The sequence below is a fragment of the Belliella calami genome, assembly GCF_022549695.1.
Taxonomy (GTDB): domain Bacteria; phylum Bacteroidota; class Bacteroidia; order Cytophagales; family Cyclobacteriaceae; genus Belliella; species Belliella calami.
The window spans coordinates 42,967-62,814 of the sequence record NZ_JAKZGS010000005.1; the positions used below are offsets into that span (position 1 = coordinate 42,967).

Genomic DNA, 19,848 nt, shown 5'->3' on the forward strand with positions numbered 1-19,848 from the left:
AACCATCATTGCCTCCAAAATTGATTACTTCTTAGGTAGCTTCACCCAAAAAACTGCTATGTAGCTATAAGAAACGACCTAAGATCAATCCTCTTCTGTTTTAAACTCTTTTGGGCTTTGACCATAGTGTTTTTTGAAAACTTTACCAAAATAGGCTACATCCTGAAAACCTACGGCATAGGAAACATCGGCTACTCTGTACTTCCCGGAAGAAAGCATTTTTTTTGCCTCTTTCATCCTAAATTCCTTGATCAAGTCAGAAGGCGATAACCCTGTCATAGCCTTCAATTTCCTGAAAAGATGTACCCTACTCAATCCGACTTCATCACCAAGAGCGTCAACTGTCAAGTTTGGCTTGTCAAGTTGTCCCAGAATAGCCTTGTAAACTTTATCCATCAGAAGCTCATCTTGGCAACTTATTTTTGTCTTGAATTCGGGGATTGCACCTCTGCCTTTAAGGTATTTTTCCTGAAGTAGCTTTCTGTTGTGTAAGATGCTCTTCACCTTCGCCTTGAGTTCGATGATGTTAAAAGGTTTGCTAATATAATCATCTGCACCATTTTCCAAACCTTCCAACTTATTTTGCTGGGCATTTTTTGCGGTCAAAAGAATTATTGGAATATGACTGAGGATCGGATTGCTTTTTATAGATTTACAAAATTCGTATCCATCCATTTCTGGCATCATCACATCTGAAATGATTAAAGAAGGCCCTTTTTCGATAGCCTTTTTCAATGCTGAAACGCCATTTTTCGCTGTCACTATATCATAAGATTTTTTGAATTCTGCTTTCAAATATCCTTTTAATTCAACGTTATCCTCTACTATCAGCAGTAATTGTTTTTCTTCATTTTGGTCATTATTGATTTCTGTTGAAGAAATCAGCGTGGTATGCTGGTATTCGAGTGGAATGGGTTTCACAAAAGGCTTGGGAGGTTTCACAACATCCTCCCCTTTTTTGAAAGGTAAAAAATCCAAAATCAAATCAAACTGCGAACCTTCACCAGGCTCACTATGAACTATAATCTGACCTCCCAAGATCTCAACAAGAGAATGTGTAAGAGATAGTCCTATTCCTGCTCCATATTGTCCCTTACCTTCTTTGAAAAACCTATCGAAAACTTTCGGTAATGCTTCTTTTCCAATTCCCATTCCCGTATCCTTGATCGAAAAATGATATCCTTTTTCAGCTTTGGATACCACCACTGAAATCTCTCCTCCAGCAGGGGTAAATTTGAAGGCATTTGACAAAAGGTTGAAAAGGATCTTTTCTACCTTATCCTGATCGATCATCAATGCTACCGCAGGAACATCAATCAGTTGAAATTCCAGCTTGATTTTTTGTTTATCAGCTAAACCTTTAAAACTTCCAACCACTTCTTCCAGCAATTCTGAAAGATAAAGCGGCTTAGGGTTCAGGGTATGATGACCTGTTTCTATTTCCCTTATTTCCAAAATCTGATCAATCAGGTGTAAAAGTCTTTTGGAGTTGAACAACATGATTTTCAATCTGCTTTTCAACCAAAAATCTCCTGTCTTGGTAGCGATTATCTCTTCCAGAGGACTCAAAATCAAAGTCAGAGGTGTACGGAATTCATGCGAGACATCTATAAAATATTTGAGTTTGAGGTCATGGATATCTTTCCATTTCTCCTTTTCCAATTGTTCCAATTTCAAGGTACTTTTCAATTGGGTACTTTTCACAGCATTATACCTTATCAGCAAAAATCCTCCTATAATCATAAAAGCATAAATGCACATTGCCCACCAAGTTTTCCAAGGAGGTGGCAAAATGACTATTTCTAAAGAAGTGGGGACATTATTCCAAACGCCGTCATTGTTTGAACCTTTTACCAAAAAGGTATAAGTACCGTCAGGAAGGTTTGTATAAGTAACGGATCTTCTTGCTGAAGCATAAACCCAATCCGGATCAAAACCTTCCAGCTTATAAGCATACTGGTTATTTTCCGGCCTGACAAAATTCAAGGCAGCAAAATCCAGAGAAAGAATAGATTGATAATAACTCAGTGTTATTTTTTGGGTTTTATAGATACTTTCTTCCAAAATTTTAGTTTCATCCAGAGGAGAAACCCGCTGATTAGAAACACTAAGATCTGTAATGACGATTGGGGGAATAAAATCGTTGTCAAAGAGTGATTTAGGATTGAAGCTTACATATCCATTACTTCCCCCGATCAGAAAATCTCCATTTTTTGTCTTGAAAAATGCTCCTTCGTTGATTTCCTCAAGTGGAAAACCGGAAGAATAATTATAATTTTTAAAAAGGCTGTTTTCGGAATTTTGTTCCATTTTCGTAAGACCATTGTAACAAACGAACCATAATGCCCCTGAGTCATCTTGCATTGTACCGAGTACGATATTGTTTGAAAGACCATCTTCGGCATGGTATCTGAAAAATTCATTTGTCTTGGGATCAAATCTAAAGACCCCTTCTCCATTTGAAGAAAGCCAAAACTCGCCACTCTTTGAGACAAAACAATGGTTGAATTCATCCGCCTGAATCACTTCTCCATCTATTTCAATGTTGCTGTAGCTTGTAAAGGCTCCAGTATTCGAATCAAAAAACACAACTCCCCTACCCTTTGTAGCCAACAAAAGTTTGCCATCCGCTAATGTTGCTATGTTTTTTACGGAATAATTGCCCAAATATTCCTGTAATTCTTCCCCTCCTTTGAAATTTTCAAAAAGTAAGGTTTTGGCATTGAAAAAAAACAATCCTCCACGATCATCTGTTGCAATCCACAACCCTTCCGGCACTTCAATTATTGAATTGATAATGGCTTTATTCAAAAAATTATACTCTTTCTGAACTCCATTGGGATAGGATTTGGAATTTCCTGAATTCAAATTTATATGGTTTAACCCCTTCCTAAATACACCAGACCAAACCCTTCCATCTGTGGCTACATGGAGAGATTTGATGGTAGCTTGACCATCTCCAGATACTTGGTGCATTCCATCAGGTCCATATAGGTTCAGCCCTCCTCTTTCTGTACCAATAATTATCTCCCCATCACTTGATTCTCCAAAAGCCCCCACGACATTATAGCTGAGAGAACCTTGCATCGATGGTCGATAATAGGCATGTTTGAAACGTTGGTTGTTTTGATCAAAAAAGTTGATTCCACCCATATAAGTACCTACCCAAATAGAACCTTTCCTGTCTAAAAGCAAAGACCTTACACTGCTGTGAGCCAAGCTTTTGGGATCAGCCTCAATAGGCTCAATCTTCACGTTTCTTCCTGATTTGTCAATGATATTCAAGCCATCAAAGGTTCCAACCCAAGTATTTCCTTCCAAATCGGTGAGAATATCCCTCACATTGTTGTTTGAAAGAGACATGTTTGGATCGGAGGAATTGCTAGAATAATGATTTAATACATTTCCATTTTTGTCGATCTCTAACAAGCCACTTCCATATGTTCCAACCCAAATATTTTCCCCTTCTATGTGGATTGTTTCAATCCTAGAACTTAGGGAACTTTCAGACTTGATCGTAATTTTTTCAGATTTCAGTCTTTTATCGACTTTATAAAGACCCAGTTTTGTCGTCCCTACATATACATTTCCATCAGAATCACCTTCAAGAGCACTTACCATTCCCATCAATTGAAAATCTTGATTTTCTTCACGGTAAAAAGTTTCTTTTTCTATGTCAAAATGAAATAACCCATACTTTCCGCCAATCCAAACCCTTCCCAATTCATCTACTAAAAGTGCATTGAATGCTGTAACATCATATTGGTTTTTGGGAAGTGAATAATTCTTGAAAAACCCTAATTTCCTATCAAAATAACTTAATCCATTCTCTGTGACTACCCAGATATTACCCAGTTTATCCTCCTTTATATCTGAGACAATATTTCCTCCTATACTTTCTTTCTGCCTAACATGATGTTTGAAAACTTCAAAAACATATCCATCATATCTGTTGAGCCCGTCTCTTGTCCCTACCCAAACAAAGCCAAATGAATCTTGGTAAAGACACAAAACAGAACCTTGGGACAAGCCCTCTTGGATCCCTATTCTGTCGAATTTGAGATCCTTACCTTGCATTGTTTGACTATACACAGTACTACAAAGAAGGAAAATCAACAAACAAGTTGGAAGAATCAGTTGCTTTATGCTTTGGTTTTTGGGTGACATTGCTAAATTTAATTAAAAATGAGCATGAAATTATAACGAACAAATCTCGACTCAAAAATTCTTGTGTTAAATTTATGTTGCTTCATCAATTTGGATCTCTAATTTTTATTTGCAAGAAAATTGAAAAAGGATCATTTTATTGCTTTTCCAACTTGAAAACACAGAAAGAATAATGCTTTTGAAACTTAACCTGAATCCCATTTTCTAAAATTTGCGTTTCAAATTCATCACCAAAAAGAATGGAAGCTTTTCCATATTTCCTTGGCAGAGGGAAGGTATGACTGTCAGTGTCTGTCAATTCTCTGTAGACAAGAAGGTAGTCAACCTCTTCCGCTTCTATTAGAAACCCAGTCCAGGAGCTACCAGAAGGTTCCTCTCCAATTGGTATAACCAAACCTGAATGAATATCATGGGCAAATGTTCTGTATTCAGAAATTATGGTTGATAGGGAATCCTTGACATCCTCAAGACCGCTCAATTCCATCCATGCCAAAGGCTGTCCAACCAAACTAGCCGCAAAAGCATATCTTTGCCCCACATGAAATGGTGCATGGGGATCATCTTCTCCATATTTGTCTTTATTTCTACCTACATTCAACCATTCTGCTTGAAGCCTAGCAGCGGGCATATATCCTGAAAGCAACCATAAATTCCGCAAGGTTCTATATGGAAAATAATTTCCCCAATCGGTATATCTATTTTCAAGAAATACATTTCCATATTCCTGAAAAAAATGGTATCCAGTCCTTTTTCCCGCAGTCACGTCAAGATTGAATACAACCTTTCCATTGCAGTGTCTCATGACTTTATCGAAAAGGTTTTTGATATTTTTTTCTGCTTTTTTGCTCCCAAGAGCTAATCCATCTATTTTAAATACCTTGATACCATATTCTTGATAAAATCCAATCAGTATATCCGCATCCCTTTCCCAATTGTTATATTCTTCTGCTTTGCTTGGATTAAACCACAGACAAATTTCAACACCCTTTGCATTGCCTTCCTGGATGATCTTTGATAGCCCATTTGGAAAGCGTTCTTTATGGGGATTCCAGTCTTCCCTATTCCAATCGTCCCACTTTTTCCCAGCTTTTGAAGCTGAATTTCGGGACAAGCCTTGTTGCCAACCATCATCAAGCTGAAGATGTGTAATTCCAAGAATGGAAGCCATTTCGATTTCTTCCAAAATAAACTTTTCATTCATCCTTGAATCTTTGCTTCTATCTCCCCATGTATTAGCAAGAAGCATTTCGTCCCTATTAGCATCATATTTTCGCAACTGTTGTTGGTATTTTATAATCGCCTTTTGTTTAGACCAATGATTTGATTTGCTGATCCCTCTTGCAAAACCATATACTTCATTCCAATTTTGCGGATCATATTCTTTTTCACCGATCCCAAGTCCATTTACTGCCACTCCCCAAGGATAGATGGTAAAATCAAATCCGGGGTAATTGGCCTGAGATGCTGCTATTGGGGAGTCTTTGATAAACCAAATTGCATTATCTGCATGTTTATCTACAGCATAAAGAATGTTTCCATCAACCTTTTGAGGCTGTCGGAATGGCTTAATGACTTTTACACTTACAGGATCATCATGATAGTCTGTGGCCTCTTTGAAGCTAATGACTTCATAATCCAAATGGTAAGGCTTTCCTGAAAAGACCCCAACCCTATTGTCATTGGATCCAGACTCCTTTAATTCTTCTATCATCATCAAGTCTTCATTCATACTTGATTCCCAGGTAATATTTTGTTTGTTACCTTTTATAAATGACTTTTGATAGAGTGCTCCTGAATTTGCAAACATTTTCAATGCATACCTAATCGCCAATGAATCTTCAGTTGATTCCAAGATAACTTCCAAATATTCATGCTCTGTAGGGAAATCTTTTTTGTAGGCACTTCTAACGGATACATTTTCTATTTGATCAGCTACATGCGATAAAAAAAGATCAGGTTTTGGTGCCTTGCTTTTCCAAAAGATACCTTCCTCAAAACTATCTATCCCAAGTAAATGGAGTTGTCCATTCCATAAAAAATGATGGGCAGCCAAATCATTTGAAATAGTCAAGGTATCTCCATTCCAAGTTAATTGGGGGTTCTGTGCATTTATTTGACTATTGACAAAAAAGAAAAAGATATAAAGCCAAAATTTGACATTAGGATTTTGCATGGAATCAATAGTTTAGGTTCTCTATCAATTCGTTAATACCTGAGGATGTTTTTTTGATTTCGAATTTATCAAACAAGGATCCATCTGTCTTAAAGGACTCAAAGACAATCTTATTGGTTTCCACTGAAATCACCTGGAATGTCTGAAGATTTTGTGCTTTTTTTTGCATCCATGGGTGGTTACTGATGGGATACATTTTTCTACCAGCCACAGATACCACATAGACAGTCCCAGATGCTTCATCCCACTCATTGAGCTCTGAATCGACTTTGTTGCCCCTTGCATATACATGGTCATGGCCTTGGAGGACTAAGTCAACCTTGTATTTGTCCAACAAAGGCTTCCAATTTCTCAAGACTCCTTCATTGATCCTTCCTTCGGCCGCAGAAATCACCGGATGGTGAAACATGACAACAGTCCAGGTATGGGGGTTATCTTTCAATTTTCCCTCAAGCCAAGATACTTGGTTTTCGATCTGTTCATTGGAATTGAGCATGATGAATCTGCAATTTCCATAGTCCACTGAATAAGCTGTATTTGCCAATTCTTTTGGTCCGTTTTGTGGGAAATTGAAGTGTGGGTTCCATAAGGGACTGATCCCTATTTTTTCACCTTTTTCATTTTTAACATATTCATGGTTGCCCGGAACAATAATCTGTGGGACAGAATTAATCATGGAACTACCTGCCCAAAACCACTCAGCCCATTCATAGTCATTTTGGGAATGGTTAATCAAATCCCCAACATGCATGACAAACTTTGCATCAGGGGCTTTTTTCGATGCGGACTGCACCACCCTTGACCATAGGCTGTACAAATCACTTTGGGCATCTCCCAAGTAGATAAATTTAAAACTTTCCTCTAGAATATTGGTGTCAAAATCAATCCAAGAACTCCAGTTATCCCCACTTCCTACCCTGTATGAATAGCTCGAATTGGGAATCAGATTTTCTATCTTTACAGAATGGTAGCGTGCCGAATCTTTTTGGAGGCTTACAAAAAGAACACTCTTTGCATTAAAAATATCTGGGTCTTTATAGAAATCAACTGAGCCATCATTTTGGGCAATTTGCAGTTCTTGAGTAGCTTCAGCTGTAATTGTACGCCAAGTAAACACTCTTTCCGAATAGGGATTTTCCCCAAAACCCATGATCAACCTGTCTGGGATAGCAGAAGCTTTAAATGGAATCTGTGGGTTTTCTGTAGGTGTATTCTTTTCCAGACTTTGGGAAAAAGACAGTGAATAAAAAAATACCACGTAGGTAAAGATGGCTGATTTGATAAAGATTTCTTTAAACATTGATATCCTGTCTTTTTTGGGAGTTTAAATTCACTGATTTTGACCTGAGTTTAAATACAGGAAATACAAACACTTTGATATTTGCAAAGTATAAAATTGCCAATTGAATCAATCTAACAGCTGCTTATCCGCTTTTTTAACACTAATAAATCAAGCAAACCATCAAGATGCTAATAATCCTCAATTTTCAAGGGTTAGAAAATTCCCTAATTGGAAAAACAATTATGACTAATAGCTATGTAATGGATCTGCATGCTCAATTATTTTATACAACATAAAAGCAGAAACTGGCCTATCCTAAGACGGACCAGTTTCAGTGAATTTATATTATTATCTGATAGATCCATTTGGATTTTTCACCCATCCTGCTGTCCAGTCACTTGAGGCATTTTGAACTGCACCAACAAAAGCAGCTGATGAAAACCCTGTGATTGTGCTTGGATTGAATTCAGAAACCTGAGCTGTGGTAGGTATAAAATTGTTTGTTGCTATTCCTGGTATTTCAGTCAAAATAGGAGTATTACCATCCAAACCTGTAACATTGTTGAAGAATGGGTTCTGGAATACTCCCTGATCATCGATAAAACCTCTAAATGGATTTCCATTTGAAGTATCATCCCTATAGGGGTCGGAGTCCACATTGAATATAAAGCTGTACGCAAAGATTGTTTCACCGTTTAGATCACTGATATTCACATTGTCATTCAACCTCAGCCCTCTTCTTGGGAAATCCGCAATGATTGTATTGTAAATCTTCCCACTGCTTGCTGCCCTCATTCTTATACCCGATGTGTTCTCAGCATCCATTCCTGGACCTATTACGGTAAAGTTTGAGATTGTTGGGGAAGCTGTTTCTCTGATATCCATTTCAGAATTATCACCCCAAGTTTGGCTAATCAATGAAATTCCAAACTGAAGATTACCCGAGTAGGCATCTCCGATCCTAAATCCTCCACCTTCACAATCGGTAGTCACAATGTAACTCATATTAACATCCCCATTGGTAGGCATAATTCCTTCTCCTGCTGCCCTAAATACCTGGATGTGGTCTATTGTAGTACCACTACCCACATTCTGTAACCTGAAATTTCTGGCATTTCCATATTCAAATCTAATATAGCTGTAAGTCCCACTATTCGATCCATCACCTGTTCCCCTAATATTGAATACACCCCAATCTCCAGAATCCTGAGATTCTGTCAAGACATTCACCGACGTAAATACAACTGGTTTTTCGGCTGAGCCTATAATTTCAGCTTCTGCCCCTTCATTGATCACGATGTCGGTCAGCAGATCACCATCAGTTCCCAGATATACTTCAACCCCTTCCTGAATGGTCAAGGAAGATCCAGCAGTAAAGCTTAATGTGCTTTCAATAAAATATTTCCTCCCTGCAATAAACCTAATGTCATTTTCCACCAATCCATCTACCGGAATCTCGACATTGTACAATGTTTCTCCGCCAATCGTAATCGTATCATAAGCCAATGCTATGACTTTCAATGCTACTCTCTCAGAACTCGTACCCTGCGTGTTAAAAACCGCAAATTCAAAATCAAACTCTTGGCCTTCTATTGCATTTGCCGGTACTGTCTGATTTGTATAGGTGTATGTCGTGGCTGCAGCTTGAAGTGGGACTACTTCCAAAACGCCGCCATCCCTATACACAACCAATTCTCTATTATTTCCATCTGTAGCAATATTCAGGTTAACAGTGATTGTCTGTCCCCTTCTTACCTCGAAACTATTACCACCCTCTATTGAAATTGTGGGGTTTGGCAAGTTTGGCTGTTCATCATCCCCACAGGAAAACATACCTAGTGAGAGCATTGAGAGGCTGAAAATCAGCACTCTTAAACGGTTAAGATTTAAATGTTTCATGGCAATGTATTTTATTTTAGTATGAATATTGATTATCGAATTGTCCCATCCAGGTTCTTGAACCAAGATCCATCGGCAGTCCAATCATTTGAAGGATTCACCGCCCCCGCATAGGGTGCTGAGGAAAAGAAGTTTCCCAAGGAGCTTGGGTTGAAGCTGGTTGGCTCAACTCCCACGAAGTTATTTAGACTAATTCCTGCCACAGGGTTTGTATTGACATTGTTGCTTGGGTTTTGGGCAAAAATCGGAGCATCTTGTTCAAAATTTCTCCTGTTGTTGAAAGAGAATGTATTAGACAAAACCATTTGTTGACCAAAATCTGTAACTGGCAAATCCTCTATCCTCACGCCATCATCTGGGAACTCAGTCACCAGCATATTTTGGAGGGTTCCCCGAGCTCCTGTTCTAATCCTTACCCCTCTTCTCGAACCACTGTTCACTTCTTGCTGAAAACCATTTCCGATCAAAGTGACATTTGAAATCCTAAAGGTGGTTCTTGGTTCGGTTTCGAAGAAGCTATCATTGCTTCTCATTTCCAGTGACCTGGCAATATTCCAAAAATTCACAGGCACCAGTGTCGCTTCACGATCAGTTTGGAAGAGCCAAAACTGTCCATTTCCCTGCCATCCCTCATCACACCAGATGCCGTAACCCCCATGGCCTATCCCAGCCAAATATTTGAAATTGACACGACCTCCACGAACCCTTAGTGCAATATTTTCATTTTTAAAGATCTGAAGATTTTCAACTGTAGTCTGAGCACCTACACCAAAAAAGTTCATCGCATGAAAACCAGCTTTCCCTGCATATTCTACTCGTATATACTTAAGAATACCTGAATTGTCATTGGGTCTATTTCCACCATATCTGTAGCCATCGTTGATCAAAGTGCTGCCGGCATTGGATGGTGCATTTCCCAAAATATAAATACCTCCCCAATCGTTGGGCTGCGGAGTTTCTCCATATAAAACCTTGTCACTAGTAAAGACTATCGGCAGGTCTTTGTTCCCTTCTGCGATAATTCTAGAATCCCTCAAAATCGCCAACTGTGAAAATTCATTTGGATTGTTGTAGGTTTTAAAATATATCGTAGATCCAGCATCAATGGTGAGTGTTGCTCCATTTTCTATGGAAAGGACACTGTCAATCATGTAAGTTTTTGATACCTCAAATCTGTAATCATTGTTCAACTTTCCCTTGACCACAGTAACCTCCTGCCCATTGATTTCTTCGACAATTTCAGAAAAAGTAGATCTGACCAAAACGCTTAAATCAAATCTTGCAGGTCTTTCCTCTCTATCAGTAACAATAAATTCAAATTCATTTTGCGAACCTATTTCCTGATCAAGTGGAACAACGTAGTCAAAAACATAAATCGATGAAATTTCATCTGTATAATTGATTTCATCTATCAGTTCACCGTCTTTCAATACAATGAAACTTGCCAATCCAGCTGATGCCAAAACATCGAATTCAAGGTAAATCTCATTTCCGGGTTCTTGTACAATCAAATCATTTGTAGGGGTTCTCAAAACTAAGGAAGGTGCTGGAAGATCAAAGGCCTCTTCCCTATCACAAGCCACTGAAATGATAAGTACAATGAAAACAAAGGTCAATATTTGGATATTTTTCATAGTTATTTAAAATCTAAAGCCTACACCAATTCTTGTCCACCATCCAAAATATGCTATTCTTGATATCCTAGACCGGTCTCCCTGATACCTTACACTTGGGGAATTTGTGAAATTGACCCATTCCCCAAATACTCGCCATCTTTTTGAAATATTGTAACTTGCATTTGCATCAAATTGAAGCCTAGCTTCCTGAATGATATCATCTTGTCTTTGCGAAGCAAGGGAGTTTACAAAGTCACCATTATAGTTGGCCATAATCCTTCCTGTAAAGTTCCCAAAATCACCCGAAAGAGCAGTATTGAATGTATGGGCTGCCTGGCCGGGTAAGGATATCCCTTCTCTGTCTTGGGTAAAGGCGTCCGAATAGGCATAGGTGTAGTTGGCGTCTACACTCAAATTCTTAAGTACTCCGGGCAAAAAATCCAATGCCCTAACAAAATTAACCTCAACTCCAGCTACTTTGGCAACCTCACCATTTTGCTCTTGCTGAAACCTAAAGCCTTGTGTGCTTGGATAGCCTGGGAAATCTTGGAGTAATGATGGATCAATCCTGCTAAATTGGAATTGATCGATATTCTTGAAAAAAGCCCCTACTGAGAAAATCCCGACGTTTGCAAAATAATGTTCGTACATCAGATCTAAGTTGAAAGCCTTTGCAGGTTGTAAATCTGGATTTCCAAGAATCAAGGTTACTGCATCTGCATCATAATTTACAAAAGGCACAATATCCACAAAATTTGGACGGGCATAATTAAATACTGCCGAAAACCTCAATGCCTTGAATTTGTCTATACTGTATTTTACATGCAGATTAGGCAATAAAAAGCCATAATCTGTACCTCCTCTCAAAGGTGTTCCGCGAACCTCTGTCCCAACTCGTATGACTTCAAATGCATCATAAGCCACCTCGTTGAATTCATATCTAATTCCTGCCAAAACCATCCATTTGTCTATTTGGAATCTCCCCATGGCATAAGTCGCATAAATATCCTCAAAAGCATCGTAGGTGTCACTCAGGGAAAGCCTTCTCGAATCCCAAGCATCATCTCCTTCTGTCAGCAAAAGCCTGTTTGACTCGATATAGGTTTGAAAAGGGCTCCTTCCAATCAATGGCCCGAATCTATAACTGTCATTCAGAAACGAAATGGGCTGGGTTCCGCTCAAGACCCTCAGAAAAGCTTCGGAAGTATTGATCAGACCATTTGGGTCATTGAACCGAAGGACATTGTTATCCCTAAACTTGGAATTAGTCTGTTTCCTGATTTTCCCTCCAAACTTGAAATACCCTTGATTGTCACCTAAAAAGTTGAAATTTCTCTGTATATCAATCCGAGTGACTACATTGGTGGCATCCGTAGTTTCATAATCTTCTTCATATCTCCTAAAATCATTATAAAAGAAAGGATCATACATACTCTGTTCGCCAGCTGCTTGTCGGAAAAGGGGCACATCACTGTAAATACCACTTGGATTATCTGTTACAATTCCCACTAAGTCTTGTGAAAAATCACCTCTATCTGAGCTAAAGGTTCTATTTGAAAGTGTGTAGTATGCCGACCAATCAATTTTCCAAAGCCCTAAGGTATGAAAACCCTGAAGGTTGAAACTCTGGTTTGTCTTGACTTCGTCGAAAATATTTATATCCCTTCTGATCCTTCCATTGGTGATCGAATCAAGTGATTGGTAAATTGATCCACTCCTATCCAAATCAAATCTCAACCTATTTCTTAAATCATTGTCTTCCCTTCTGTTATACATATAGTTGAAGACGATTTCATTGTTGTCATTGAATTTATAATCCAAGGTTGCTGTAGCACCAATCCTTTCTCTTTCATTGATTGTGCTCCTATACTGATAATTTGCCATTACGATTTCAGGCTGCTCGAGATTGCCTACTGGTCTTGGTATCCCTTGCCAAGTAGCATCTATTCTATCTTCGGAGTTATTGGTGCTGTAATAACTACCTCCCAAAATCAACCCCAATTTCCCCTCAGGAGCCTTATCTGTCACAAAAAATCTTTTGTCTAGCCTCAATTTACCAATTCCATTGAGTCCACCCGAAATGTCATTGTACCCAAGTGCAGACTCTGCCCTAATCCCCAACTCAAGTTTCCTGGCCACGGGGGTTTTTAAGTTTATCACACCGCCGATGGCATCACCATCCATGTCTGGTGTTGGAGCTTTTGTGATTTCCATACTTGCAAGCTGATCCGCAGGTATCAAATCCAAAGCCTCATTTCTGGAACCATCCTGCTGCACGGATGGGATCTGCTCCCCGTTTATTTGTATTGAGGTGAAATGCTGCGGAGTCCCCCTGATGGAAACTGTTGATCCTTCCCCTTTGTCTCGTTGGATATTTACCCCTGGAACACGCTGCATAGCTTCCGCAACATTCAGGTCTGGAAATCTCCCTATCAAATCGGCAGAGATGATGTTTTTGATATTGTCTGCAGTCCTTTGTTGGTTAAATGCCCGCTGTTGCCCTTCGAGACTTGCCCTCACTTCAAAAAGTGCAAGGTTTTGTGCATCCGACCCCATTTGGATAATCCCTAAGTCTAGTTCTTCGGAATTGATGTCAATGTTGATTCTCTTTGTCTCAAACCCCAAATAACTAATGATTAAAACCTGTTTCCCTGTACTTGTGGTAAGAAAGAAAAACTCTCCTGAAGCGGCAGTAGCAATTCCACTTGCAGAACCTTCCAAGATAATACTTGCACCAAAAAGTGGTTCTCCAGTTTCCGCTTCAATTACTTTCCCTTTCAGGGATGATGACTGAGCAAAAGATAAACTATGGATCATAGTTATCAATAAAATAAGCAAGGGTAATTTTGGATTCATATTTTGGGCTAAAACATTAGGGTTAACAGTAACAAGAACACCAAGAAGAGAATGCCAAAAAGCACTTCCCTTAACTGATATAGCTTGAGCTTTTTCGAATTTGGAATTTTGTTAAATTTCAATTCATGTTGGTTTTTGATTACGCAACAAATTTGTCTATTCCATTCCAAAATCAACCAATCCAATTGTTTCAAAAACTAGGCAATTTGGTTACATGATGGATTGACGCTGAGTGGAGGGCGTTTTTGTATTCAATTTTCTAAAAGAATTAGATTGATTGAAAAAATCCACACTAAAAAAACTCTTCAAAAAATTTTAAATTGAGGTAAAAAAATTAGTTTCTCATTTTTTAAGAATCAAAAAAAGACATCTTTCAAAATGTACCATCCGTAAGTTTTATATCTCTTGTAGATCCATCAAATTTTCGAATATTCATTTTGATACAATTTTCTGGTATTGGGACAACTCTACTTGACTGGGAAAGGTACCCGTTACCATAAGCAAATTCCAATTCAATATTTTTTCCATTATCAAGCCCAAAAACTACTTTGTAATCATCATTTTCTAAACGTAATTGTTTTGAATTATGAGTTGCTTCCTTCTTTTTGAATACCTTGACAGCTCCGTGATGCTGACTTGCAATAATTACTGATTCTTTATTTTGAAGTGTCAGGCCCACCATAGACCTACCTTCTCCATCTACCAGAAAACCGCTTTCATTTTCTCTTTTTGTAAAATCTCCATTTTCATCTTTGACAATCACATTACCTATAGCTGCATCGTATCTACCGGTGACAGATTCATTACCATAGAAATTGCCAATTGTGAAAACCTTATTTTCTTTTTGGTCATAGTAGATACCGAAAATTGGGGCAAACTGCGATTCATTTGGCAGAGGATGAAGCGTGAATTTTCCGGATCCATCTTTTTTCATAAATGCACTTTCAAACTGATAAGCATTCAGTTCAATGGCATTTTTTCTTTGCTCCTTACTAAAAAATTCTTCCAAACTATATTTTGCGAATTCTGAATATTGGAGGAACCTGCTTTTCCATGAAGGCACTTGGCTGATTAGTTTGTCTCGACCTTCTACTGGATAATGTCCATCTATCAAGTAAGAAAACATAATTGGATCTATACTTTGGTTGTTATCAAAATCATCCGCTATCAATATCAAAGGTCTATCCTTGTCCACATCCCAGCGCGTGTTTTTCCCTGCATTGCCAAGGATATACTGTGGATCCCCTTTATCATCTGAACCTATAGCATGGATACTGTTCCACCAGCCATGTGATTTTTCACTAATGTAATTTTTGGAAACATCCTCAAATAATAGTTTGCCTTCCTTTCTAATCTGCTTAAAAAAAGTCACCGGCATCCACTCACCGACCACGAGCAAGTCGATTAAGCCATCTTGGTCAAAGTCTGTCCATATCGCAGAAGTAACCATCCCAATATCCACTATCTCAGGAATAACTTCTTTCGTTATATCCATAAAATCCCCTTCTTTGAAAGTCAATAATACTGATGGTGGCGGTAGCGGATATTTCCCGGGCCTGACCCTGCCTCCAACAAAAAGCTCGAAGTCTCCATTTCCATCAATATCTGCAGCAATAACAGACGAACCACTAAAGTTGGTATTGGGAATATCTCCTTCAAATTTTCTAAAATTACCCTTTCCGTCGTTTAGATAAAGCCTATCTGTGTAGCTTGGATCTTCATCTGGAAATCTACTTCCTCCACTGACTACATATAGATCCAAATCCCCATCTTGATCTATATCTATCAAAAGACAACCCATGTCATCTACATTCTCTTCGGTAAAGATTTCCTTTTTGATAAATCTCCCAGTTTGATCCTGAATAAACAGGTATCTTGGATATCCTGCTGAACCACCTATAAACAAATCATCAAGACCATTGCCATTAATATCTCCAACGGCCATACCGGGGCCATTTTCCGAATGCTTATGAGGCAAAATTCTTTGTCTGTTGAAGTCATTGTAGTTGCGGTGTTGGTGCGCATGTAAAATACCAATCTGTTCAGAAACCTCTTCGTAACTATAAAAAACTTTCTCTTCTAATGGAGTTTTAACTAGCTCAGCATTTCTATATTCGAGCTGTATGGTTTGGTTTACATTGAGGTTGTTGAGGATTTGTTTTTTGCCATCTGGCCAAGTAACTGTAAGGTTGATATCTTGACTATTACTATCGACCCCAAAGTGCGCTATCGCTTCAACGAAAGATTTGTATCCACGAGTAGGATAATGCTCGTAAAACTGCTTCTTTGATTTACCATTGAGTTTATATTCAAGCAAAAGTTTGGTACCCAAGCCCATGGAGTTAAGTTCGGATCCTATCAATTTAAACCTTAAAAAATCTGAATTCTCTGGATTCTTTTCCCTTAGAAGATTCTGATAAATGTGTGCCTCATCATTGAGATTGTTAAGTACCAAATCCAAGTCCCCATCATTATCTAGATCCACATACACAGCTCCATTGGAGATGGAGGCATGATTCATCCCCCAGTCTGAGCTTTTATCTGTAAATGTTAGATCTCCATTATTCATATAAAAATAATTTTCCAAGCGGACATCTTTCAAACTGGACATTCCTTCAAGTAAAAAAGCTCTTCGTTCTTCCTTAGTTGAGAAAGTACTCAAGTTTTGTTTGAAATTAATGTGATCCAAATCTGTTACATCTTTGCCATAACCATTGCTGATAAATAGATCTTTGTTGCCATCATTGTCAAAGTCAGCAAAAAGTGGACTCCAACTCCAATCTGTCTGTGCGACACCTGCCAAATAACCAATTTCACTAAATAGCCCATTTCCTTGATTCAACTGCAAGGTGTTCCTGACATATTGCGGTTCGTAGCCTCTTTCCAAATTATTGGTAAATAGGTCATAGTTTGCCGTAGGTGCAAACATGGTTTTTTGTCTGTAATTATCAGGAGGAAGCATATCCAATACCATGATATCCACAAGTCCATCATTATTGAAATCAGCAATATCCACACCCATTGCATTAAAGCTCTGGTGTTTTAGCATGTTTTCGATTTGATTGGAAAAAGTCCCATCACCATTGTTAATATAAAGGATATCATTGGTAATAAAATCATTGGCGACATAGATGTCCGGGTAGCCATCATTATTGATATCGCTGATTGCGAGACCAAGTCCATATCCCTCTATCAGAATGCCGGATTCTTTTGTCACATTGGTAAAAGTTCCGTCTCCGTTGTTTCTATACAGTTTGTCATTGCTTTTACCTTTCCCCGTTTTTTCTCTAGGTCGCGAAGTATTTCTCTGAAAAGACTCCATGGCGTTTGAAAGGATGTAAAGGTCCAAATGACCATCCAAGTCATAATCAAAAAATGCAGCTTGGGTATTGTATCCACGATCGTCTATCCCATATTCAGCGGCCATTTCCTTGAAAACAGGTATTCCATCATCATTTATTCCTTGATTGACAAAAAGCAGGTTTGGGTTGGGATTATTTTCATCCCTATTTGATATGCAAATATAAATATCCAGTAATCCATCATGATTGATATCCACAAGCGTGACACCTTCTGCCCAGTGGGAAGTTGTGACATTTGAAGCTTCACTGACATCTTTGAAGTTGAGGTTGCCTTGATTGATATAAAGTCTGCTGGAAGTTTTGTTTCCTGTAAAAAAGAGATCTGGAAGCCCATCATTGTTAAAATCCCCTACTGCAATCCCCCCACCGTTGTAGATGTAATCAAAATCCAAGATATTAAACTCCTCATTGATTTCGATAAAATTATTAAAGTCCACACCTGTTCTTGCCGAAGGGAGTAGCTGAAACAAGGTGTCTTTTGGCTGCTTTGTGTTACAAGCAAAAATCATCAATCCTGTCGAAAAAATGACCACAATCAAAGAACAAACGGAATATAAAAATTTGGTGACTTTGGCTTTTATAATTAGGATCTGATTTTTCACTTGGAGGCTATGTTGGTCTTTGTATTATATGACAGATCAGTTGGATTAAACAGATCTAACAAGTTCCTTATTGGGTTTGAATATAAGGACATTCAAGAATACGGATATACGGAACTTTGCCACAAACTAAAAAAAGCCTGATTTAGCATAGATCCGATATTTAGTGATATTAGATATTCATAGATATTGAACATAAGCAAGCAATCAACCTTGGAATTAAAGCTACTGGCAAAGAAGCGTATAATCATATTCAAGAAATTATTAATTTAAGAAAAGAACAATAATAACCATAAAAACCCAAAGAAAAACTTTGGGTTTTTATGGTTTTAATTATATTTTTTTTTCTACGCTAAATATTAATAACCTGGGTTTTGATCTGCATTTGTTAGAGCCGAATTGTTATCAATTTCAGCAAATGGCAAAGGCAACAAATCATGGTTGGCTCTGAAATTTGGAATGGGTTCATTCTGAAGATACCCAAGCCTTCTCCATCTTCTTACGTCTCTATTCCTAATCTGTTCACCAGGCAACTCCACTTGTCTTTCGTGCTGGATAGCGATTCTCATTTGTGTTTGAGAACCTACAGGATATTGAGAAGTTGGGTAAAGAGGCATATCAACATCAGCACGCTGTCTTGTAGTGTTGAGGTAAGTTAAAGCTGAGGCACTATTCCCAAGCTCATTCTCTACTTCTGCCATCATCAAAAGCACATCTGCATATCTGATAACTCGGAAATTAATACCAGAAGCCATATTTTCAGCACTTTGCTTATATATCATGGTATATTTTCTCCAGCTAGGTCTTTCACTATCTCCTTGCACTGCGTCAGGGGTGAGTGTATTGTTACCATTGTTATAAGTGTCACCTACTCGGTAGAAATTATAAGAGAATCTAGGATCATCTTTTTCGGCTCCATTGGCTACCTTTTCAAAAGCATTTACAAGACCTGGACCTGGTACAAGATTTCTCCAAGCAGTTGGACTATACTCTTGACCTCTGAAGGTGGAGAAGGAAATTCCTGAACCATCACCATCCCAAACATTTGCATCTCCAAAATCCCTTGTCATGTTCACCTCGAAAATAGACTCTTGATTGTGTTCATTTTCTTCCTCAAAATTTGAAAGGTATCTCGGTAAAAGTTCATATTCTCCAGAATTAATGACTGCTTCCAACAATGGTCTTGCATTTTCAAATTCTCCTTTGAAAAGATAAACTTTTGCTAACATGGCTCTTGCTGCAGCATTGGTAGCCCTACCAAGTTCCGCACTTCCATAAGTGCTTTTGTTTGGAAGTTTACTGATCGCCATAGTGAGATCACTGATAGCCTGTTGCATCGTTTCCTCTTCGGTAGATCTTGGTGTAGCACTTGCTATGGATGTGGCCATTGTTGTCATCAATGGTACACCACCCCAAAGAGAACCTAGCTCATAATAAGCCCAACCTCTAAGGAAATATGCTTCGCCCAAAATTCTTTCTCTCAACGGTTCTGTAATTTCTTCAGTGACATTCTCAGCATTGTCGATGACAATATTTGCACGATGGATCACCCTGTACCAACCTCTCCAATTAGAAATAATCAAAGGGTTTGAAGGGTCAATCGCTCCTTGCAAAACCTGGTTTCTATGGGCTTCCAATTGTCCACCACCTGAAGCCACATCATCAGAAAGAAGGTCATGAAGGAAAAAATATTCCCTAATGTAAAGATCAAGACCCTGCAAAGCTGAATATGCGGAATTAATTCCCGCCACCAATTGCGGACCGGAAACAAAAAATGTTTCTACGGATAGTTGATTGGGGTTCACAGGACTGAGTTTTTCATCGTCGCATGATACGATCCCCACCATTAGCAAGCACGCTGTAATTAATAATCTGATTTTCATTTTTTTATTCT

General features: G+C 38.5%; 8 protein-coding genes. All 8 read right to left on the bottom strand.

The window, feature by feature from the left end:
* Positions 1 to 84: 84 nt before the first annotated feature.
* The 8 genes from MM236_RS08550 to MM236_RS08585 all read right to left on the bottom strand — a co-directional run bounded on the left by MM236_RS08550 (position 85) and on the right by MM236_RS08585 (position 19,837).
* Positions 85 to 4,077 (bottom strand): hybrid sensor histidine kinase/response regulator transcription factor, encoded by a 3,993-nt coding sequence (locus tag MM236_RS08550; RefSeq protein ID WP_241274548.1) that lies wholly within the window; start codon positions 4,075 to 4,077, stop codon positions 85 to 87.
* A 226-nt stretch (positions 4,078 to 4,303) separates the two neighbouring features.
* Positions 4,304 to 6,340, bottom strand: a complete 2,037-nt coding sequence (locus MM236_RS08555; RefSeq protein ID WP_241274549.1) for an alpha-galactosidase — start codon at positions 6,338 to 6,340, stop codon at positions 4,304 to 4,306.
* Between the two features lie 4 nt (positions 6,341 to 6,344).
* The gene (locus tag MM236_RS08560) at positions 6,345 to 7,640 is read right to left on the bottom strand and encodes a purple acid phosphatase family protein (protein WP_241274550.1); all 1,296 of its coding nucleotides are present in this window, start codon (positions 7,638 to 7,640) and stop codon (positions 6,345 to 6,347) included.
* Positions 7,641 to 7,970: 330 nt separating this feature from the next.
* Complete coding sequence (locus MM236_RS08565; RefSeq protein WP_241274551.1) at positions 7,971 to 9,521, bottom strand: beta-helix domain-containing protein; 1,551 nt, start codon at positions 9,519 to 9,521, stop codon at positions 7,971 to 7,973.
* Between the two features lie 32 nt (positions 9,522 to 9,553).
* Positions 9,554 to 11,155 (bottom strand): beta-helix domain-containing protein, encoded by a 1,602-nt coding sequence (locus tag MM236_RS08570; protein ID WP_241274552.1) that lies wholly within the window; start codon positions 11,153 to 11,155, stop codon positions 9,554 to 9,556.
* Positions 11,156 to 11,161: 6 nt separating this feature from the next.
* Complete coding sequence (locus MM236_RS08575; protein WP_241274553.1) at positions 11,162 to 13,954, bottom strand: TonB-dependent receptor; 2,793 nt, start codon at positions 13,952 to 13,954, stop codon at positions 11,162 to 11,164.
* A gap of 412 nt (positions 13,955 to 14,366) precedes the next feature.
* The gene (locus MM236_RS08580; protein WP_241274554.1) at positions 14,367 to 17,957 is read right to left on the bottom strand and encodes a VCBS repeat-containing protein; all 3,591 of its coding nucleotides are present in this window, start codon (positions 17,955 to 17,957) and stop codon (positions 14,367 to 14,369) included.
* Between the two features lie 356 nt (positions 17,958 to 18,313).
* Entirely contained in the window at positions 18,314 to 19,837 is a 1,524-nt protein-coding gene (locus MM236_RS08585; protein WP_241274555.1) for a RagB/SusD family nutrient uptake outer membrane protein, read from the bottom strand.
* Positions 19,838 to 19,848 lie beyond the last annotated feature (11 nt).